Origin of the sequence: Lentzea roselyniae (assembly GCF_039537795.1) — a bacterium.
Classification (GTDB): Bacteria; Actinomycetota; Actinomycetes; order Mycobacteriales; family Pseudonocardiaceae; genus Lentzea; species Lentzea atacamensis.
The window spans coordinates 227051-246000 of the sequence record NZ_BAABBE010000012.1 but is presented as its reverse complement, the minus strand read 5'-3'; the positions used below and the strand labels follow the sequence as shown (position 1 = coordinate 246000).

The following is an 18950-nucleotide window of genomic DNA, read 5'->3' as shown; positions in this document are numbered from 1 at the left end:
ACATGTGTTCGAGTCGCACCATGCCCCGGAGGTGGGGTGGGGGAAGCACCCCACCTCCGGGAGCCGCCGGCTTCCCCTCGGCGGAGACGTCGTTCACCGACGCCACGAGGAGGCCGAGATGACTGCCATCGACTTCCCCATCCCGTTGCCACCCGCATCCGCGCTCGCGCTGCTGCAGCAGGCTCGCGACTCGCTCGCCGAGTCGGAGCGCACGCCGGAGCCGCCGGAGCGGTTCGCCACCGCCTATCTCGCCGCGTTGCGTGCTGCCGCCGCGGTGCTCGCGTTGCGAGGACGGCCCCATCGCGGGCGTTCGAAGCCGACCAGCGCGTGGGTGCTGCTCGCCGCGATCGCGCCGGAAATGCAGGAGTGGGCCGCGTTCTTCGCGTCGTGGTCATCCACGCGTGCTGCTGTGCTCGCAGGCATCACCAGACACGTCAACGCGCGCACGGCCGACGACCTGGTGCGTCAGACCGATCAGTTCGTGACTCTCGTCGACCGCGTGATGAACGAGGCGAGGCGGTGAACTCACTGGAGGTGTTGCGTCGTGAGGCCGAACTGCTCGCCATGTCCGCGATCGGCCAGCCGCCGCACAAGGGCGTGCCCGCGTGTCCTGGGCTCAATCTCGGGGAGACCGTCCGGCACGTCGGCAGCGGTTACCGCATCGCGCTGGCGTGGATCAGGCTCGGCCGCAAGCCCGAAGCCGGGGAATGGCAGGAGTTTCCCGCGGACGGCGAAGACCCGTTGGACTTCATGCGTTCGGGCGCGGAGGCCGTGATCGAGGAGTTGAGCGCGCACGAGGAGAACGAGCCGTGCGCGACGTGGTGGCCGGTGCAGCAGAACTACGGGTTCTGGCGGCGACGGCTCGCGCACGAGACGACGTTGCACCGCATGGACATCCAGGGTGCCGCCGGGATGGAGGTCGGCGCCGTCGCCGACGAGGTCGCGATCGACGGTGTCGACGAGGTGCTCACGTTGTGGCTGGGGCACAAGCTGGACGTGCTCGGCGTGCGGGGGTCACGGGACGGGCTGGTCGCCATTCGGGTCGGCGACGACGAGTGGCTGACGCGTTGTGGTCCGCACGGTGCGTCGGCGTGGCGTGTCGTCAATCCGGAGGACGCCCACCTGGCCGACGCGCAGGTGTCGGCGCTCCCGATGACGATGTACCGCTGGCTGTGGGGCCGGCTGCCCGACCGGATGGTCGAGGTGATCGGCGACCACGACGCGATCGCACAGCTGTGGGCACTACTGCGGCTCGCGACCAAGTAACACCGACGCGGTTTCCGCTCCCGTTGCCGAGAACAGCCGGTAGCGGGCGCGGCGGCCGTCGAACTCCAGCAGTGCCACGGAGTTCCCGAAGTGCGGGCCGCTGGTCTTGCGCCAGCGCACCAGGTCCTTCGGCACGCCGACGAGGCTCGCGAGACGACGGAACACCCACGCGGCGATGCGGGACCACGACAGCCGGAAGATCGGCAGGAACACGTCCGGCGGCTCGTTGTGCACAGGTGAGCACACGAGCTGCGTGACGGTCGCCTTGGTCGGCGCGGGGAACTCGGCTTCGGCGACGTAGCTGTGGTGGACGTCGCCGGAGAGCACGCACACCGTTGCGGCGCCGTTGTTCGCGACCTTCTCGATCATGCGGGTGAGCCGGTCGAACGACTCGCGGAACGCCGGCCAGTGTTCGAGGTCGGCGGCCTGCCTGATCTTCTCGGCCGCCCGTCCCTGCCAGCCCTTCTTGCGCGCGCCGATCTCGTTGAGGGACTGGAAGTGGCTGAGCGCGTGCGGCATCAGCCACGGCAGCGACGAGCCGATCAGCAGATGGTCGTACTCGCCGTCGGCGTTGCGTTCGAGCCACTCGAACTCCGCGTCGCTGACCATCTTCCGCCGGCCGTTCTCGAGGATGCGGCCGCAGCGCGTGTCGACCATCAGCAGCCTGGCGCGGCCGAAGTCGCGGCGGAAGCTCCACCACGTGGACTTGCGGCCTTCCGTTTCCTTGTCCGCCTCCTCGGCGAACTCCTCCAGCAGCGGCAGGACGTCCGTGCCCTGGGCCCTCACCTTGGCGTACAAGGGATCACTGGCGAGCTCCTCCGGGCCGAGGTTGCCGAGGTGCTGGTACACCCAGTACGAGGAGATGGCGCCGCGAATCCTGTTGCGCCACCAGGGTTTGTCCTTCATCTCCGCGCGCCAGGCGGCGGAGGTGTTCCAGTCGTCGCGCACGTCGTGGTCGTCGAAGATCATCGACGTCGGGACGACCGACAGCAGCCACCGGATCTCCGGGTCACCCCAGGTCTCGTGGTAGAGGCGGGCGTACTCGGAGAAGTGGACGACCTCACCGTCGGGTTCGTGCGTGCCGTGGCGGTGGTCGCGCAGCCACTGCTTGGTGGCCTCGGTGGGTTCGTCGGCGTAGACCTGGTCTCCCAACAGGATCAGCGCCTGCGGCCACTCCTGTTCGGGTGTGTTCATGAGCCGTTGCGCGAAGGCGTCGAGGGCGTCGGGGCCGACCGGCTGGTTCGGCGCGGCACGGCACGACCCGAAGGCGATCCGGCGGACGTCGCCGGTGCGGATCACGGGTTTGGGAAACGTGCTGCCGGGTTCGGGCCAGACGGTCTGCTTGTCGAGCTGGACCTCGTACTCCGTGCGCGGGCCCAGGTTTTCCAGTCGGACGAGGGCGAAGTGCTGGCCACCGACCTGGAACGTACGCGCGGTGTGCCCCGCGATCGTGACGTCGCAGGAGACGTCCGTCTCGACCCACACGGTCGCGGACGTCTCGTTGACATGTCTGAGGAGCGGTCCGAGCACCAGCTTCGCCACCCGCGAGACAGTACCCTCGCACGCGTGGAAATCACGTTCGACGCAGCCGATCCCTCCGCCCTGGCCGCGTTCTGGTCCGAGTTCGCCGGTGACGAGCTCGAGCTGACGTTCGTGTGGAGCGACGCCCCGAAGATCGAGAAGAACCGGGTGCACATCGATCTCGCCTCGACGTCGCCCGAGCACCAGGCGGACATCGTGGCGCGGGCCCTGAAGCTCGGCGCCGAGCACGCCGACATCGGGCAGCGAGACGTGCCGTGGGTCGTGTTGCGCGATCCGCAGGGCAACGAGTTCTGCGTCCTGGAACCCCGGCCCGAGTACACAGGCGTGATCGCGGCCGTCGTCGTCGACTCCCCGGATCCGCTGGCTTCCGCTCAGGCGACCGGGCATCCGGTGGTGCGCAGCGGTGACGGGTTCGCCTCGGTGCGGCCGGAACCGGGCCCGTGGCTGGAGTTCGTGCGGACCGACGACTCGGAGCCGATCACCAACCGAGTGCGCGTTCGGTGGGCGCCCGCGTCGTAACGACTTCCCGCGATCCCGCGACAGGCCGTCCGTCGAATCCGCCGCCGCAGGAGGACGTGCCACGTGAGCATCTGGGAGAGGCTGTCGGTTCAGGAGAAGGTCCGTGAAGCGCTCGGGACCGTGACGATCGTCAACGAGTCTGGCCACCACTTCGGCCGTCCCTACATGACCGCGTACCAACTCGCGATCAAGGTCGACCGGGCGCACCCGGAGATCGCCAAGGAGCTCAAGGCCGAGGTGGGAGGCACCGGCAAGGGGTACAGCCTCGCGCAGTACCTGGCCCACCAGCTGTCGCAGCGCATCAAGAGCGGTGGCGACGACTTCGAGATCGAAGGCGCGTTCCTGTCCAACGACGACGTGCGCAGGCTGACCTACTCCGGCCCCGATGGCGCGCCGTTCGACAGCAGCCTCACCGGCACCGGTTTCGACATCTCGATGTTCCGGCTCCGGCGCCCTCACCCCGCCGGCTAGCACTCCGCCAGCGATATCCGATATATCAGTTATGCAAAAGACGTTTGCGGACGTCCGCAAACGTCTTTTGCACAAGGGCGGGTTTGCGCAGGTCAGAGTGCTGCGGCGGAGAGGTGGGTCAGAGGGCTGCCAACCGTTCACGCAAGGTGTCGAGGCCCATCGAGCCCATCTCCAGGGCGTCCTTGTGGAAGCGCTTGAGATCGAAGTCGGCGCCCTTGCGGGCCCGTGCGTCCTCGCGAGCGGCGAGCCAGAGGCGCTCGCCGATCTTGTACGCCGGTGCCTGGCCCGGCCAGCCGAGGTAGCGGTCGATCTCGTCACGGGCCGCCGCGGGCTCCTGCAGCGTCCTCGTCAGCAGGAACTCGAGACCAAGCTCCGGGGTCCAGCGCTCACCGGGGTGGAAACCGGTGCCGGCGGGGATCTCCAGTTCCAGGTGCATGCCGATGTCGATGATCACGCGGGCCGCGCGGAACAGGTGCGCGTCGAGCATGCCGAGCAGGTCGCCGTCGTCGTCGAGGTAACCGAGCTCGCGCATGAGGCGTTCCGCGTAGAGCGCCCAGCCCTCGCCGTGGCCGGAGACCCAGCACATCAGGCGCTGGAAGTTGTTGAGCGTCTCCGCCTGGTACACCGCCGTCGCGCACTGGAGGTGATGTCCCGGCACGCCCTCGTGGTAGACGGTCGAGGTCTCGCGCCACGTCGGGAACACCGTCTTGTCCTCGGCGATCGACCACCACATGCGGCCGGGGCGCGAGAAGTCGGCGGTCGGCGGCGTGTAGTAGGCACCGACGCCACCGCCGGGCGGCGCGATCTTGCACTCGAGGTTCATCAGCGCGTCCGGCAGTTCGAAGTGCACGTCGCGCAGGTCGAGCAGGGCCTTGTCGGACAGCTCCTGCATCCACGCCTGCAGCCCGTCCTTGCCGTGGACCTGGTAGCGCGGCTGCTCGTCGAGGTAGGCAGCCGTTTCGACCAGTGAAGCGCCAGGCTTCAACCGTGCCGCGACCTTCTTCATCTCGGCCTCGATGCCGAGGAACTCCTCCCAGCCCCACGCGTACGCCTCGGCCAGGTCGAGCCGCGACCCGGTGAAGTAGCGCGAGCCGAGGCGGTACCGCTCCTCGCCGACCGCGTCCTTCTCCGGCGCCTGGGGAGCCAGCGACGTCCGCAGGAACGAGGCGAACGCGGCGTACGCGGAAGCAGCGGCGGCGGCACTGGCGTCGAGAGAGGAACGCAGCGCGCCGTCGGCACCGGACGAGGCGACGAACGAGGTGAAGAACGTCGAAGCCCAGACGTCGCACTGTGCGGCGACCTTGGTCACCTGACGCAGCGCGGAAACGTGGCCACGGGAAGCGGCGTGTGAGAGAGAAGCGCGCAGACCGTCCAGAGCTGTGGGCACGGCGGAAAGACGACGCCCGATCGTGGCCCAGTCTTCCGACGAGTCGGTCGGCATCTGATCGAAGATGTCGCGCACCGACTGGATCGGGCTGGCGATCACGTTCAACGACGACTCGGTCTGGCCGACCTCGTAACGCTCGTGCTCGAGGCCCGTTCGTTCGAGGAAGACGGCGCGTGCCGCTTCCTCGGAAGCATCCGCGGGTTTTGCGGCGGTGATGTCCGCCAGAGCGCGGACGGCGAGTTCGTCGCGCGCCGCGTGCCCTTCCGGCGAGAAGTCCGTCAGCTGGTCATCGGATCCCGCGAAGCCCAGGGTGGTGGCGGTGATGGGGTCGAGCGCCACGTAGTCGCTGACGTACTTGTTGCTGATCTCGTGCACGGATGCCATGGCGCGAAACGCTACCTCGCGGCCCACGGCACCAAAAGGTAGTTAGTCAAGCTCACGACCAATGGAGGTACTGCGTCGTTTGGACCGTGCTGGCAGGATGTCCGCCGTGCGTCGATCCCGGGCACTTCTGGTGCCGGTCTTCCTGCTGCTCACCCTGTTCTCGTTGAGCGGTTGCGTTCGTGTGTACGCGGCCATGGCCGTGTCGGACGACGACCGCGTCTCGGGTGAGATCGTCGCGGCCACGCCGCCCACGCAGGACAACGACCCCGGTCCCCAGCTGAAGGTGCCGCCGGAGCTCGCGAGTCGCGTAACCACCAAGCCGTACCGGGTTGAGGCGTACGCGGGCACGCAGTTGTTCTTCAACGGCCTGTCGTTCGAGGAGATGCGCACGCTCTCCTCCGCCACCAGCTCGTCGAACAGCCGGTACAGCATGAACTTCCGCCGGTCGGGTGATCTTGTCACGCTCTCGGGCTCGGTCGACCTCACCCAAGTGCCAGTGGAACGCGCGGACATCCAGGTGAAGGTCAGCTTCCCCGGCAAGATCGTGAACACCAACGGCCGCGAGGAGGAGAACAACACCATCGCGTGGTCTCCGAAACCCGGTCAGGCGTCGATGCTCCAGGCGACCGTGCAGTACGCGGGCGAGGAGTCCGGCTCGTTCTTCGGCTGGGCGCTGCTCGTCGCCGGGCTCACCGGTGGTGCCGCGCTGATCGTCGTCGTGCTCGCTCTCATCGCGCACAAGCGCAACGTGATGACCTAGACGCGGGTCACCAAACCCAAGCGCCCCAGCACTTCCTTCGTCGCCTTCGACCGGTTCATCGTGTAGAAGTGCAGCGCGGGCACGCCTTCCTCCAGCAACCGCTGGCACATCTCGGTCGCGATGTCGATGCCCGTGGCGCGGAATCCCGCGGGGTCGTCGGCGTACGGCTCCAGCCGCCGCGAGATCTCCACCGGCAGGTCAGCGCCGGACAGCTCCACGATCTTGGCCAGGCCGCGCGCGGACAGCATCGGCATGATCCCCGGCAGGATCGCCGCCGAACAGCCGGCCTCCGCCACCCTGTCGCGCAGCCGCAGGAACGGCTCCGGCTCGTGGAACAGCTGCGCCACCGCGTAGTCCGCGCCCGCGTTGAGCTTGCGCAGCAGGTACTTCAGGTCGGTGTCGAGGTCGCTCGACCGCGGATGCCCGTACGGGAACGCCGCCACGCCGACGCAGAAGTCGCCGAGCTCGCGCACGAGCCGGACCAGCTCGTCGGCGTAGTTGAGGCCCTCGGGGTGCGCGACCCACTCGCCCATCGGGTCGCCGGGAGGGTCGCCGCGCAGCGCCAGGATGTTGCGCACGCCGATCGCCGCGTACCAGCCGATCACGTTGCGCAGCTCGGCCACCGAGTGGTCGACGGCGGTCAGGTGCGCGACCGGCAGCAGCGTCGTCTCCTGCGCGATCCGGCCGGTGGCGCGGATCGTGCGGTCCCTTCGCGACCCGCCGGCGCCATAGGTGATCGACACGAAGGCCGGGTCCAGGCCTTCCAGCTCGCGAACGGCCTTCCACAGGATCTTCTCGTCCTCGGCGTCCCGCGGTGGCAGGAACTCGACCGAGAACTTGGGGGCCGAGACACTGGACTGTCCCTGTAGCCGCTCCACCACCGACGTCATGGGTACAACCCTAATGGCATTTCCGCCAGGTGAGACTTCCGCTCACCATGTGGTACGCGGGCCCCGCCATGCGGGTGGTCCCGGACACAGCGGACCATGGACATGTGTCCCACCACCCGATCGATGTTGCCCTGCCCCAGCACGTCGAAGAAGCGTTGACCACGTACCTGGCCTCCCGGCGCGCGTCGGGCGAGGCGATGGACCCGAGCTTCGCGAGCGCGGTGGACGCGCTCTCGGACTTCGTGCTGGGCGGCGGCAAGCGCATCCGCCCGACCTACGCGTGGTGGGGGTGGCGCGCGGCGGGTGGCGATCCGGATGGCGAGCTCGCGGACGAGGTGCTCACGGCGGTCAGCTCGCTGGAGCTCATCCAGGCGTGCGCGCTGATCCACGACGACCTGATGGACGCCTCGTCGGTGCGCCGGGGCAAGCCGACCGTGCACATCGCGTTCGGCGCGCGGCACCGGGAGCAGGGCTGGCTCGGCTCGTCGGAGCGGTTCGGCATGTCGGCCGCGGTCCTGATCGGCGACATCGCGCTGGCGTGGGCGGACGACATGCTCTTCGCCGCCGGGCTGCCCTCCGAGGTGCTGCGGCGGATGAGCGAGCCGTGGCGGGACATGCGCACCGAGATGCTCGCGGGCCAGTACCTCGACGTGCTGACGCAGGCGCGGGGCGACTCGTCCGCGGACGCGGCGCTGCGGATCGACCGGCTCAAGACGGCCGCGTACACCGTCGAACGGCCGTTGCACATGGGCGCGGCGATGGCGGGTGGCTCGCCGGAGCTGATCGACGGGCTGCGGGCGTTCGGTGCCGACATCGGCGTCGCGTTCCAGCTGCGCGACGACCTGCTCGGCGTCTTCGGCGACCCGGAGGTGACCGGCAAACCCGCTGGTGACGACCTCGCCGAGGGCAAGCGGACGCTGCTTGTGGCGCTCGGCATGCAGTTCGGCGCCGATATATTGGATATCGCTCTGGGCAAGCCCGACCTCGACATCGACACAGTCGAGGAAGTCCGCCGCGCGCTCGTGAAGGTGGGTGCCGTCGACGCCGTCGAGGAGCGCATCGAGGAGCTCACGAAAAGCGCGCTGGCCGCCCTCGACGCGGCTCCCGTGGCCGAGCCCGCGGCGACCAAGCTCGCCGACCTCGCGATCAGTTCCACGAAGCGGGCGTTCTGAAGTCGATCATGAGTCACCGGACTGGTTTCTTCATTAACTCCTCGTGACCAGTCCGGGCTGTTGCTTGCTGACGCTTCCACGCCTTGTGCAACGATGTTCGGGCGATGGCAGCAACTCCGTCTCTCCCCCGCACGAGCTCCGAGGTGTCTCCGCTGGAGCCTTCACCTGTCGTGCGCGCGAACACCTACGCCATCCCCATCCGCACGACCATGCTCGGCCTGCTGGGCGTGGCGCTGATCGCGCTCGGCGGCATGGGTGCGGGCGCGATTCTGGAGCGCGATCCGCTGCTCACCCAGGTCGGGCTCAGCTGGCTGCGCTACGGCCACGGTCACGACCTCGCGAGCATGGTTCTGTATCTGGGCCTGGGCCTCGTGATCTGGGCGTGGGTCCGGCTCGGCCGCCTCGTCCGGTGGGGTGAGATCGGCGACTTCGCGGTGCTGGTCGCGGTGACGGTCTGGACGTTGCCGTTGCTCTTCGCGCCGCCGCTGTTCAGCAAGGACATCTACAGCTACCTGGCGCAGGGCCAGCTCGCGCTGACCGGGTACGACCCGTACGAGGTCGGGCCCGCGGTGCTGCAGAGCACGCTCAGCGAGAACGTCAGCTGGGTGTGGCAGCACACGCCGGCGCCGTACGGGCCGCTGTTCATCCTCGTCGCCAAGGCGATCGTGTGGGCGACGAACGCGAGCGTGATCCTCGGCGTCGTCGCGATGCGGTTCGCGCTCGCGGGCGGGCTGGTGCTGCTGTGCTGGGCGCTGCCGGGCCTCAGCCGTCACCTGGGCGGCAAGTCGGCGATCGCGCTGTGGCTGGTGGCCGCGAACCCGTTGCTGCTGATCCACCTGGTCGGTGGCGCGCACAACGACCTGCTCATGATCGGGCTGATGGCCGCGGGTGTGCTGCTGGTGCTCGACCGCCGGCACATCGTCGGCTTCGTGCTGCTCGCCCTCGCGTTCTCGGTGAAGGCGACGGCGGTCGTGATCGTGCCGTTCCTCGTCTGGATCTGGGCCGCGCGGCTCGACGGCGACAAGCGCACGCAGTTCCGCAAGGCGCTGGTACCCGGCCTGGTGGCGTTCCTCGGGACGTTCGCCGCGTGCACGCTCGTCGCCGGCGTGACCCTCGGCTGGATCCCGGCGCTGCGCAGCTCGTCGATGATCATCAACTGGCTGTCGATCCCGAGCGCGGTCGGCGACTTCGTGCGCATGGTCGTGAACTGGTTCGTCTACGTCGACGGCGGCATCTTCATCGGCGTGGCGCGGGCGCTCGGCTCTGCGGTGCTGATCTGGATCGCCTACACGCAGTGGTGGGCGGCGCGTGACGGCGACGTCCGCGACAGCATCCGGCGCGGCACGCTGACGATGCTGGCCGTCGCGTTGCTCTCCCCCGCGACGCTGCCGTGGTACTTCAGCTGGCCGCTGGCGCTCGCCGCCGGGTTCGCCTGGAGCACAGGTGCGCTCGTGACGGTGACGGTCGCCTCGGTGTTCCTCTTGCTGGTGACGTACCCGAACGGCGACACGGCGCTGTACTCGTGGGGCTACCTGTTCTTCGCCCTGCTCGTGTCGGCGCTCGCGGCGCGGTCGCTGGTGAAGCCGGACCCGTTCGGCCTGTCCACCCGCTACGAATGAGTCTCGACACCGCCTATGCCGCCTGCCGCCGGGTGAACGCGCGGTACGGCAAGACCTTCTTCCTGGCCACGACGCTGCTGCGGCCCGAACAGCGACCCGCGGTGCACGCGCTGTACGCGTTCGCGCGGTGGGCCGACGAGATCGTCGACGCGGCCGGGGTCGACGACCGCCAGGGCGAGCTCGACCGGCTGGAGCGGATGCTCGGCAAGGAGCCGTCGAACCCGGTCCTGCACGCGCTGGCGGACACGATGCGCCGCTACGACATCGACCGCTCGCTCTTCACGGACTTCCTCGCGTCGATGCGGATGGACCTCCACGTCACCGAGTACGCCGACCTCGGCGCCCTCGGCGTGTACATGCACGGCTCGGCGGAGGTCATCGGGCTGCAGATGCTGCCCGTTCTCGGCACCGTCGTGCCCCGTGCGGACGCCGAACCGTACGCGGCCCGGCTCGGGGTGGCGTTCCAGCTGACGAACTTCCTGCGCGACGTCGGCGAGGACCTCGACCGCGGCCGCGTGTACCTGCCGCAGGACGTCCTCGTCGCGCACGGCGTCGACCGCGACCTCTTGCAATGGTGCCGACGAAGTCGTCGCGCGGACGGCCGCGTGCAACGGGCGCTCGGCGACCTCGTCGCGCACTCGTATGCGATATATCAGTCGGCCGAACCGGGGATCGCGATGCTGTCGCCGTCGTCGCGGCCCTGCATGCAGACGGCCTTCACGCTGTATCGCGACATCCTCGGCCTCATCGGCTGCGAGGTGCTGTGGCGGAGGGTCGCTGTGCCGAACTCACGACGTCTCGCGGTGGCAGTGCCCGGCGCGGGCCGGGCACTGCTCGCACGCGCCATGACCAGATGAACCCGGCCTTAGATGACGACGACACCGACGATGTTGGACGTCGCGGAGGCGTAGACGCTGGTGCCCGCGAAGTAGAGGCGCAGGTCAGCGGACGCGTCGATGGTGAGCTTCGCGGTGAACGTCGAGTTCGGCGCACAGGACCTGGTGTAGATGTTGGTCCACGTCGACGCACCGACCCTGACCTGGGCGAACACGTCGAGACCGAGGGTGAGCTGACGCTCGCCCTGCGCGCCGAGCTTGCCCTTGATCTGGAGCTGGTTGCCCTTCTTCAGCTTGACCGTGGCGCCACCCGCGTCGAGTTCGAGCGTGGTCGGCTTGGCCTGCACGGCCGGAGCCGCGGTGGCTGCGACCGGCGAGAGGAGCAGCCCGACGGCGGTGACGCCGGCGAGCAGTGTCTTGATGATCATGCGCACCAGTTCAGGGGTTCCGGGCGTCTCTCGCCTGCCGAGAAGCCCGGAACCGCCACATCGTGTGAACTAGAAGCCCATGGCTTGCGCGCGTCGCTTTACCTCACGCCCACGGTCTCCGCGCAATGCTTCGATCGGAGTGCCAGGGAGGCTCTCGTCCTCCGTGAAGAGCCAGCGCAGAATCTCGTCCGTGGAGAAGCCCTGGTCGCGCAGCACCGTGATGGTGCCGGGCAGACCCTTCACCACACCTCCGGCAGCGAGGAATGCTTCGGGGACGACGAGAACGCCGTCGCGCCGCTCGGCGAGCAGTTGCCCGTCGCGCAGCAGTTGGTGGACCCGGGTGACCGGAAGTCCCATTCGGTCGGCCACCTCGGGGAGGGGAAGAACCTCCAGGTCGGCAGCCAGTACATCCGCAGCGGCAGGAATCGCACTCACGGGGGTCACGATGCCATAACCGAACTGTGAACGCCCTTCCGCCAACCGGGTCATCCTGAGCTTTACCATCTCGCACTGTGGAGAGGTCGGTTTCGAACGTGATGGGTGGACTGCTCGAGCAGCGCTACCGGGTGGACTCCGTGCTCGCGCGCGGTGGCATGTCCACCGTCTATCGAGGTCGCGACACCCGCCTCGATCGTGATGTGGCGATCAAGGTGATGGATCCGCACCTGACGGCGGACCCGGCCTTCGTCGCGCGTTTCGAGCGCGAGGCCCGCGCGGCGGCACAGTTGCACCACCCGGCGGTGGTGTCCGTGCACGACCAGGGCGTCGACGGTGACCAGGTGTACCTGGTGATGGAGCTGATCGACGGCGGAAACCTCCGTGACCTGCTGAATCAGCGCGGCAAGCTGCCGCCCGCGATCGCGTTGAGCGTTCTCGGCCCGGTGCTGTCCGCGTTGGGTGCCGCTCACCGGGCCGGACTGGTGCATCGGGACGTGAAGCCGGAGAACGTGCTGATCGGGCCGGGCGGCCAGGTCAAGGTGGCGGACTTCGGGCTGGCCCGCGCGATCGCCGAGAACGGCGTCACGAGCGACAGCGAGATCCTCGGCACTGTGGCCTACCTCTCACCCGAACAGGTGGAGACGGGCGCCGCGGACGCGCGCAGTGACGTCTACTCGGCCGGAATCGTGCTCTACGAGATGCTGGCGGGGCGGGCGCCGTATCGCGGCGACACGGCCATCTCAGTGGCCTATCAGCACGTGAACTCGGACGTCCCGTCCATCCCGGACGTCCCCTTGGCGCTCGACACGCTGGTGCGCAAGGCGACGCGGCGCGACCCGTCGCTGCGGCCGGCGAACGCGGACGCGTTCCTCGCCGAGCTGGAGCGCGTGGGGTCGGAGGTCGGCCTGACGCCGCAGCCGGTGCCCGTGCCCGGCACGGCGCCCGAGAACGACAGGACGGTCGTCATGCGGCCGGTTCCGGTCGCGGTCGCGGTCGGCGCCACTCCCCCGTCGATCGCCGAGGCGACCCGGCCGGTGCAGCCGGTGCAGCCGGCGATGACGACCGTCAACACGGGCCCGCCGACGCCGCCTCCGGGCATCTCGGCCACCCGCACGATGGCGCGGCCGGAACCGCCGCGGCGGCGGCCGCCGCAGAACCGGAAACCGAAGGTCGACCCGGTCGAGGAAGCGCGCAAGCGCAAGAAGAGGCTCTTCATCATCCTGGGCTCCGTGGCCGGCGTGCTGGTGCTGATCGGCGGCCTGTTCACCTGGTACGTCGGCGCGGGCCGCTGGACGACGGTGCCCCCGGTGGTCGGCCAGACCGAACAGAACGCGACGCAGCTCATCCGCAGCGCCGACCTCACCGCCTTGGTCGACAAGGTGCCGTCCGACGACGTGCCGAACGGCCAGGTCATCAGCACCGATCCCGCTCCGAACACCGAGCTGCGCAAGAACCAGCCCGTGAAGATCGTCGTGTCGCGCGGCAAGCCCGTGGTGCCGTTCGTCAACGTCGGCGTGGACGTCGAGGCCGCGACCAAGGAGATCGAGGCGGCGGGGCTCAAGGCGATCAAGGACGCCACGAAGGACGCGTTCCACGACACCGTGCCGATCGGCAAGGTCGTCGCGCTGGATCCGCGTCCCGGCACGGCGCTCAAGACCACCGACCCGGTGACCCTGGTGCTGAGCAAGGGCCCGGCGCCGCGCAGGCCGGTGCCGAACGTCGCGGGCAGGTCGAAGGACGAGGCGTTCGCCGAGCTGCAGCGTGCCGGTCTGGAGCCGGTCGAGGCGAGCGGTGAGGACGCCGCCGACGGCGACGAGGCGCGCGCAGTGCGGACGGATCCGCCGGCGGGCACGGTGCTGGAGGGCACGGCGAACAAGCGCGTCACCGTGTTCTTCCAGAGCAACAAGGAGGTCGAGGTCCCCGAGGTGACGCGGCTGAAGGTGCGCGAGGCCAAGGAGGAGCTCGAAAAGCTCGGCCTGAAGGTGAAGGTCGAGTTCAACAAGAGCAACAACGCGACCGTCGTGAACCAGTCGATCCCGCCGCGCACACGGGTGAGGCGCGGCACGGAGATCACGATCGTCGGTCTCTGATCAGGGCAAAGCGAAGGGCCCCGCGTTCTCGACGCGGGGCCCTTCGTTCTTCAGCTCGTCTTCAGGAAACTTCTACGAACGCAGCATCTCGGCGACGAGGAACGCGAGCTCGAGCGACTGCTGCGTGTTCAGGCGCGGGTCGCACGCCGTCTCGTAGCGGCCGGCGAGGTCGTCGTCCGAGATCTCCTGCGCGCCACCCAGGCACTCGGTGACGTCCTCACCCGTCAGCTCGATGTGGATGCCACCGGGGTGCGTGCCGAGCCGGCGGTGCACCTCGAAGAAGCCCTGGACCTCGTCGACGATCCGGTCGAAGTGCCGGGTCTTGTAGCCGGTGCTCGACTCGTGCGTGTTGCCGTGCATCGGGTCGCACTGCCAGATGACCTTGTGGCCGCTCGCCTCGACCTTCTCGATGATGGCCGGCAGCACGTCGCGCACCTTCTGGTTGCCCATGCGCGAGATGAGCGTCAGGCGGCCCGGCTCGTTGCGCGGGTCGAGGCGCTCGACGTACTCGACGGCCATCTCCGGCGACGTCGTCGGGCCGATCTTCAGGCCGATCGGGTTCGCGAGCATCTCCGCGAACGCGATGTGCGCGCCGTCGAGCTGACGGGTGCGCTCACCGATCCACACGAAGTGCGAGGACAGGTCGTACAGCTTCGGCTGGTCACCGGTGGTGTCCAGGCGCAGCAGCGCACGCTCGTAGTCGAGCAGCAGCGCCTCGTGCGAGGCGAAGATCTCCGTGCCGTGCAGCGACTGGTCGTTGACGCCGCAGGCCGACATGAACTTCAGGCCGCGGTCGATCTCGCTGGCCAGGGCCTCGTAGCGCTCGCCGGCGGGCGAGGTGCGCACGAAGTCCCTGTTCCAGTCGTGCACCCGGTGCAGGTCGGCGAGACCCGCGCCGGTGAGCGCACGCAGCAGGTTCATGGCCGCGCCGGCGTTGGCGTAGGCACGGATCATGCGGCCGGGGTCGGGGATCCTGGCCTCGGGCGTCGCGACCAGGGAGTTGATGATGTCGCCGCGGTAGGACGGCAGGCCGAGCGCGTCGATGTTCGACGAACGCGGCTTGGCGTACTGGCCGGCGATGCGGCCGACCTTCACCACGGGCAGGCTCGCGCCGTAGGTCAAAACCACGGCCATCTGCAGCAGGGTCCGGATGTTCGCGCGGATGTGCGGCTCGGTGTTGTCCGCGAACGTCTCGGCGCAGTCACCGCCCTGCAGAAGAAACGCCTCACCGTTCGCGACCTGCGCCAGTTGCGTGTGCAGCCGGTCGATCTCGGCGGGCACGGTGATCGGCGGCACGCTCTCGAGCACGGTCCGCACGCGACGCACCTGTTCGGCGTCGGGCCATTCGGGCTGCTGAGCGGCCGGGCGCGACAGGGCGTCGTCCAGGCGCTTGCGCATTTCCGGAGGCAGCGGCGGAAGCTCGGGAAGCGTGTCGATGGGCACGTCCACGGTCCAGTTCACGCTGCTCATCCTAGTTGTCCCACACTGAGAGACCCGGCCGGGCCTGTCAGCAGTTGCACGGGTGCCGGCACGGATGCCGCCCGATGGTGTATTGCGAGTGAAGTCTGTTACTTGTCAACTATCCACCTCTGCCCTGTTGAGACAACGCCCTGCATGATGTGGCCATGAACGCCACCCGGCTGGATGACAGCACCGCGACCCGGCTGCTGGCCATCGCGATCGACAACATCCAGCGCGATCACCCGGTGCACTGGACACACGTCATCGACGGCGACGACCGGCTGATACCGCAGCGGGTCCTGCACCCCGTGTTCGCCGGGTCGTTCGACTGGCACTCGTGCGTGCACCAGACGTGGCTCGCCGTGCGGCTGCTGCGGCTGCGCCCGTCGCTGCCGGGCGCCGACCTGGCCCGTGACGCGCTGGACAAGCTGGTCACCCCCGACAACTGCGCCGTAGAGGCCTCGTTCTTCGCCTCGCCGGCGGGGCGGCACTGGGAACGGCCGTACGGGTGGGCGTGGCTGCTGCTGCTCGACGCGGAGCTGCGAACCTCCGGCCTGCCGTGGTCGGTGGCGCCGATCGCGGACGTGCTGCGCGACCGGTGGCTGGAGTGGATCTCGGCAGCGCGGCTGCCGGTGCGGACGGGGACCCACGGCAACACCGCGTTCGCGACCGGCCTGGTGCTGGACGCCGCTCAGGTGAACGGGGACTCCGAGCTGGCTTCGGCGTGCGTGGACGCCGCCTTGCGGTGGCACCGGGACGAGGTCGCGTACGGCGGGTTCGAGCCGGACGCCGCGGACTTCCTGTCGCCCGCGCTGACGACGGCCGACCTGATGCGCCGCGCAATGGACGCCGAGGATTTCGCCGCGTGGTTCGACGCGTACCTGCCGGACCTCGACGCGGAACGGTGGCGCGTGCTGCGCGAGCCCTTCCCGGTCGACGATCCCAGTGACCCCTACGGCTCGCACCTGGCCGGGCTCGCGTTGTCGCGGGCGTGGAACTGGGAGGCGATCGCGGAGTCGCTGCCGGACGGGCACCGGTATGCCGAGCTGGCCCGGACCGCTTCGGCGTCGCATCGCGAGGCCGGGTGGACCTACGTGTTCGGCGGGCACGGCTACATGGCCGACCACTGGCTCGGCACGTTCGCCGCCTACCTCGACGTGAAAGCCTTCTGACCTGCGCAAACCCATCCTTATGCAAAAGACGTTTGCGGACGACCGCAAACGTCTTTTGCATAACTGATATATCGGCGGGTCGGCACCGCGTTGTGACGGCACGCGATATATCGGATATCAGGCCCCGAAGAAGACCTCGGCCTCTTCGTAGCGCTCCGTCGGAACGGTCTTGAGCTCGGCCGTCGCCTCCGACAGCTTCACGCGCACGATGTCGGTGCCGCGCAGCGCGACCATGACACCGAAGTCGCCATCCGCGACGGCGTCGACGGCGTTGAGGCCGAAGCGGGTCGCGAGGACGCGGTCGTACGCGGTCGGCGTGCCACCGCGCTGGATGTGGCCGAGGATCGCCGCGCGCGACTCCTTGCCGGTGCGGTCCGCGATCTCCTCCGCGAGCCACTGGCCGACGCCACCGAGGCGGACGTGACCGAAGGCGTCGCGCTCACCGGAGTGCAGCACCTCGGCGCCGCCCTCGGGCATCGCGCCCTCGGCGACGACGATGATCGGCGCGAACTCGCGCTCGAAACGGCGCTCGACCCACTCGACGACCTTGTCGACGCTGAACGGGCGCTCCGGGACGAGGATGACGTTCGCGCCACCCGCGAGACCCGAGTGCAGCGCGATCCAGCCCGCGTGCCGGCCCATGACCTCGACGACGAGCGCACGGTGGTGCGACTCGGCCGTGGTGCGGAGGCGGTCGATGGCCTCGGTCGCGATGTGCACGGCCGTGTCGAAGCCGAACGTGTAGTCCGTGGCGCCGAGATCGTTGTCGATGGTCTTCGGCACACCGACGACGCCGATGCCGTCGTCGGTCAGCTTCTTGGCGACACCCAGGGTGTCCTCGCCGCCGATGGCGATCAGCGCGTCGACCTTGTTCTCCGCGAGAACCTCGCGGATGCGGTCGACACCGCCCTCGACCTTGTAGGGGTTGGTGCGCGACGAGCCCAGGATCGTGCCACCGCGCGTGAGAATGTCCTCGACGTCCGTGAGACCGATCGGCTTGGTGAGGTTCTCGATCGGGCCCTGCCACCCGTTGCGGAACCCGACGACCTCCCAGCCGTGAGCCTTGATTCCCTTGCGGACCACGGCCCGGATCACGGCGTTCAGACCGGGGCAGTCACCACCGCCAGTGAGCACACCGATGCGCATCTGCTTGCCCAATCTCTCGTGTTCTGTGTCACTCAGACTTTCACGAGCTGTATCGGTGCAGCAATGCGGGTCTCACTTACCGGACGGGAAAGCCGAGTTTCCGCCGCTGTTCCTCGATCACCTTCCACCGCGCGAGGTTGTGGCGGGCGTCGGCGAGGGCGTCGTGCGCGTCCGCGGGCGGGGCGGGCAGCTTGGGACGTCCGACGTCCTCCCAGCGTTGCCGCAGGTCGCGGGTGAAGCGGGGCAGGGCGCGCGGCAACGCCGGCATCGCGCCCCACAGCTGCGCCAGCGCGACGTGGTCGTAGGCGGCGAACCACGCCCACAGTTCCACCTCGTCGCGCGCGGCGTTGCGGGCGCCGAGGAAGTCGAGCAGGTCCTCGCGGATGCGTTCGCGGCTGCGCCACGCCTTGTCCGCGGGCGAGGGCAGCTGGTTGAGGACGTTCTGCCGCACCCACGGCCCCGCGCGCTCGGGGTCGAACTCGGTGGACACGGCGTAGAACTCGCGGCCTTCCTCGTCGACCACACCGATCGACACGAGGTCGATCGTCACCCCGTCCTCGATGAACTCACAGTCGTAGAAGAACCGCACCGCGACACCCTAGGGGGTGCGGTCAGCCCGCCTTCGTCTCGGGCACCCGGTCGGCGGGCTTGCCCTGCTCCGGGACGTTCGCCGGCTGTTCCTTCGCCTTCGCCGCGTAGACGTCGACGTACTCCTGGCCGGAGAGCTCCATCAACGCGTACATGATCTCGTCGGTGATGGACCGCAGCACGAACCTGTCGCCGGACAGGCCCTCGTAACGGGAGAAGTCGAGCGGCTTACCGATCTTGATGCGGATCGGGTACGGCTTCCACATCCGGGAGCCGATGGGGTTCGCCTTGTCCGTGCCGAACATCGCCACCGGGATGACCGGCGCGCCGGACTCAAGCGCGATCCACGCGACACCGACCTTGCCCTTGTAGAGGCGGCCATCGGGCGAACGGGTGCCCTCGGGGTAGATGCCGAGCAGCTTGCCCTCGCGCACGATCCGCACGCCGGTGTCGAGCGCGCCCTGGGCGGCAGAGGCGCTGGACCGGTCGATCGGCACCTGACCGACGCCGGAGAAGAACCACTTCTGCAGCTTGCCCTTGAGCCCGGTACCGGTGAAGTACTCGATCTTGGCGGGGAAGGTCACGCGCCGCGACAACATCAGCGGCAGGAAGAAGGAGTCGGAAACGGCGAGGTGATTGCTCGCCAGGATCGCGCCACCCTCCTTGGGAATGTTCTCGGCGCCCTCGATGATCTTCGGCTGGAAGAACAGCCGCAGAATCGGTCCCAGGAGGACGTGCTTCATGATCCAGTACAGCACAGCGGGAAGCGCCTCCCTAGACA

The 18950-nt window shown here is 68.8% G+C and carries 19 protein-coding genes; 10 read left to right on the top strand and 9 right to left on the bottom strand.

Annotated features, from left to right (window positions below; translation table 11 throughout):
* Positions 1-118: 118 nt before the first annotated feature.
* Together ABFX45_RS23185 and ABFX45_RS23180 are read left to right on the top strand one after the other, a co-directional pair.
* Positions 119-523 (top strand): SAV_6107 family HEPN domain-containing protein, encoded by a 405-nt coding sequence (locus ABFX45_RS23185; protein WP_109640533.1) that lies wholly within the window; start codon positions 119-121, stop codon positions 521-523.
* Positions 520-1266, top strand: a complete 747-nt coding sequence (locus tag ABFX45_RS23180) for a maleylpyruvate isomerase N-terminal domain-containing protein (RefSeq protein ID WP_233440111.1) — start codon at positions 520-522, stop codon at positions 1264-1266. The genes ABFX45_RS23185 and ABFX45_RS23180 overlap by 4 nt, the downstream gene beginning before the upstream one ends.
* Here the strand turns inward: ABFX45_RS23180 and ABFX45_RS23175 are convergent.
* Positions 1243-2808: an alkaline phosphatase D family protein gene (locus tag ABFX45_RS23175; protein ID WP_109640534.1), complete on the bottom strand. Its 1566-nt coding sequence runs from the start codon at positions 2806-2808 to the stop codon at positions 1243-1245. The two genes, ABFX45_RS23180 and ABFX45_RS23175, sit on opposite strands and share 24 nt — an antisense overlap.
* Positions 2809-2832: 24 nt before the next feature.
* On the opposite strand from ABFX45_RS23175, the gene ABFX45_RS23170 reads away from it, so the two are divergent.
* Positions 2833-3327 carry a VOC family protein gene (locus ABFX45_RS23170; RefSeq protein ID WP_346131910.1) on the top strand — a complete coding sequence of 165 codons (495 nt, stop codon included), beginning with the start codon at positions 2833-2835 and terminating at the stop codon, positions 3325-3327.
* Between the two features lie 63 nt (positions 3328-3390).
* On the top strand, positions 3391-3798 hold the full coding sequence (locus ABFX45_RS23165; protein WP_346131909.1) for a hypothetical protein: 408 nt from the start codon (positions 3391-3393) through the stop codon (positions 3796-3798).
* A gap of 118 nt (positions 3799-3916) precedes the next feature.
* Here ABFX45_RS23165 and ABFX45_RS23160 read toward each other — a convergent pair whose 3' ends face one another.
* Positions 3917-5569 carry a DUF885 domain-containing protein gene (locus ABFX45_RS23160; RefSeq protein WP_346131908.1) on the bottom strand — a complete coding sequence of 551 codons (1653 nt, stop codon included), beginning with the start codon at positions 5567-5569 and terminating at the stop codon, positions 3917-3919.
* A gap of 106 nt (positions 5570-5675) precedes the next feature.
* On the opposite strand from ABFX45_RS23160, the gene ABFX45_RS23155 reads away from it, so the two are divergent.
* Positions 5676-6329 (top strand): DUF3153 domain-containing protein, encoded by a 654-nt coding sequence (locus tag ABFX45_RS23155; RefSeq protein WP_109640661.1) that lies wholly within the window; start codon positions 5676-5678, stop codon positions 6327-6329.
* Here ABFX45_RS23155 and metF read toward each other — a convergent pair.
* Positions 6326-7219, bottom strand: coding sequence for a methylenetetrahydrofolate reductase [NAD(P)H] (gene metF, locus ABFX45_RS23150; RefSeq protein WP_109640538.1), 894 nt, complete (start codon positions 7217-7219; stop codon positions 6326-6328). The two genes, ABFX45_RS23155 and metF, sit on opposite strands and share 4 nt — an antisense overlap.
* A gap of 104 nt (positions 7220-7323) precedes the next feature.
* Between metF and ABFX45_RS23145 the strand changes: the two genes are divergently transcribed.
* From ABFX45_RS23145 to ABFX45_RS23135, 3 genes are all read left to right on the top strand, one after another.
* Positions 7324-8391, top strand: coding sequence for a polyprenyl synthetase family protein (locus ABFX45_RS23145; protein ID WP_325051081.1), 1068 nt, complete (start codon positions 7324-7326; stop codon positions 8389-8391).
* 104 nt (positions 8392-8495) lie between these two features.
* Complete coding sequence (gene mptB / locus ABFX45_RS23140) at positions 8496-10010, top strand: polyprenol phosphomannose-dependent alpha 1,6 mannosyltransferase MptB (RefSeq protein ID WP_170155233.1); 1515 nt, start codon at positions 8496-8498, stop codon at positions 10008-10010.
* Positions 10007-10867, top strand: coding sequence for a phytoene/squalene synthase family protein (locus ABFX45_RS23135; protein ID WP_109640540.1), 861 nt, complete (start codon positions 10007-10009; stop codon positions 10865-10867). The genes mptB and ABFX45_RS23135 overlap by 4 nt, the downstream gene beginning before the upstream one ends.
* A gap of 8 nt (positions 10868-10875) precedes the next feature.
* On the opposite strand, the gene ABFX45_RS23130 is transcribed toward ABFX45_RS23135, so the two are convergent.
* Together ABFX45_RS23130 and ABFX45_RS23125 are read right to left on the bottom strand one after the other, a co-directional pair.
* Positions 10876-11274: a hypothetical protein gene (locus ABFX45_RS23130; protein ID WP_109640541.1), complete on the bottom strand. Its 399-nt coding sequence runs from the start codon at positions 11272-11274 to the stop codon at positions 10876-10878.
* Between the two features lie 69 nt (positions 11275-11343).
* On the bottom strand, positions 11344-11709 hold the full coding sequence (locus ABFX45_RS23125) for an Rv2175c family DNA-binding protein (RefSeq protein ID WP_233442358.1): 366 nt from the start codon (positions 11707-11709) through the stop codon (positions 11344-11346).
* A 77-nt stretch (positions 11710-11786) separates the two neighbouring features.
* Here ABFX45_RS23125 and pknB point away from each other — a divergent pair, with 77 nt between their 5' ends.
* Positions 11787-13802, top strand: coding sequence for a Stk1 family PASTA domain-containing Ser/Thr kinase (gene pknB / locus ABFX45_RS23120; protein ID WP_109640542.1), 2016 nt, complete (start codon positions 11787-11789; stop codon positions 13800-13802).
* Between the two features lie 72 nt (positions 13803-13874).
* Here the strand turns inward: pknB and ABFX45_RS23115 are convergent, their stop codons facing one another.
* Entirely contained in the window at positions 13875-15263 is a 1389-nt protein-coding gene (locus tag ABFX45_RS23115) for a class II 3-deoxy-7-phosphoheptulonate synthase (protein ID WP_109640543.1), read from the bottom strand.
* 164 nt (positions 15264-15427) lie between these two features.
* Here ABFX45_RS23115 and ABFX45_RS23110 point away from each other — a divergent pair, with 164 nt between their 5' ends.
* Positions 15428-16435 carry a DUF2891 domain-containing protein gene (locus ABFX45_RS23110; RefSeq protein WP_346131907.1) on the top strand — a complete coding sequence of 336 codons (1008 nt, stop codon included), beginning with the start codon at positions 15428-15430 and terminating at the stop codon, positions 16433-16435.
* A 117-nt stretch (positions 16436-16552) separates the two neighbouring features.
* On the opposite strand, the gene ABFX45_RS23105 is transcribed toward ABFX45_RS23110, so the two are convergent.
* The 3 genes from ABFX45_RS23105 to ABFX45_RS23095 form a co-directional block, all read right to left on the bottom strand.
* The gene (locus ABFX45_RS23105) at positions 16553-17581 is read right to left on the bottom strand and encodes a 6-phosphofructokinase (RefSeq protein ID WP_109640664.1); all 1029 of its coding nucleotides are present in this window, start codon (positions 17579-17581) and stop codon (positions 16553-16555) included.
* Between the two features lie 76 nt (positions 17582-17657).
* Positions 17658-18170 carry a polyadenylate-specific 3'-exoribonuclease AS gene (locus ABFX45_RS23100; protein ID WP_109640545.1) on the bottom strand — a complete coding sequence of 171 codons (513 nt, stop codon included), beginning with the start codon at positions 18168-18170 and terminating at the stop codon, positions 17658-17660.
* Positions 18171-18192: 22 nt separating this feature from the next.
* On the bottom strand, positions 18193-18927 hold the full coding sequence (locus tag ABFX45_RS23095) for a lysophospholipid acyltransferase family protein (RefSeq protein ID WP_109640546.1): 735 nt from the start codon (positions 18925-18927) through the stop codon (positions 18193-18195).
* Positions 18928-18950: the final 23 nt, after the last annotated feature.

Coding starts and splice junctions, on each gene's coding strand:
- ABFX45_RS23160 (WP_346131908.1), bottom strand. CDS start 5,569: ATGGCATCCGTGCACGAGATCAGCAACAAGTACGTCAGCGACTACGTG.
- ABFX45_RS23185 (WP_109640533.1), top strand. CDS start 119: ATGACTGCCATCGACTTCCCCATCCCGTTGCCACCCGCATCCGCGCTC.
- ABFX45_RS23130 (WP_109640541.1), bottom strand. CDS start 11,274: ATGATCATCAAGACACTGCTCGCCGGCGTCACCGCCGTCGGGCTGCTC.
- ABFX45_RS23110 (WP_346131907.1), top strand. CDS start 15,428: ATGAACGCCACCCGGCTGGATGACAGCACCGCGACCCGGCTGCTGGCC.
- metF (WP_109640538.1), bottom strand. CDS start 7,219: ATGACGTCGGTGGTGGAGCGGCTACAGGGACAGTCCAGTGTCTCGGCC.
- mptB (WP_170155233.1), top strand. CDS start 8,496: ATGGCAGCAACTCCGTCTCTCCCCCGCACGAGCTCCGAGGTGTCTCCG.
- ABFX45_RS23135 (WP_109640540.1), top strand. CDS start 10,007: ATGAGTCTCGACACCGCCTATGCCGCCTGCCGCCGGGTGAACGCGCGG.
- ABFX45_RS23105 (WP_109640664.1), bottom strand. CDS start 17,581: ATGCGCATCGGTGTGCTCACTGGCGGTGGTGACTGCCCCGGTCTGAAC.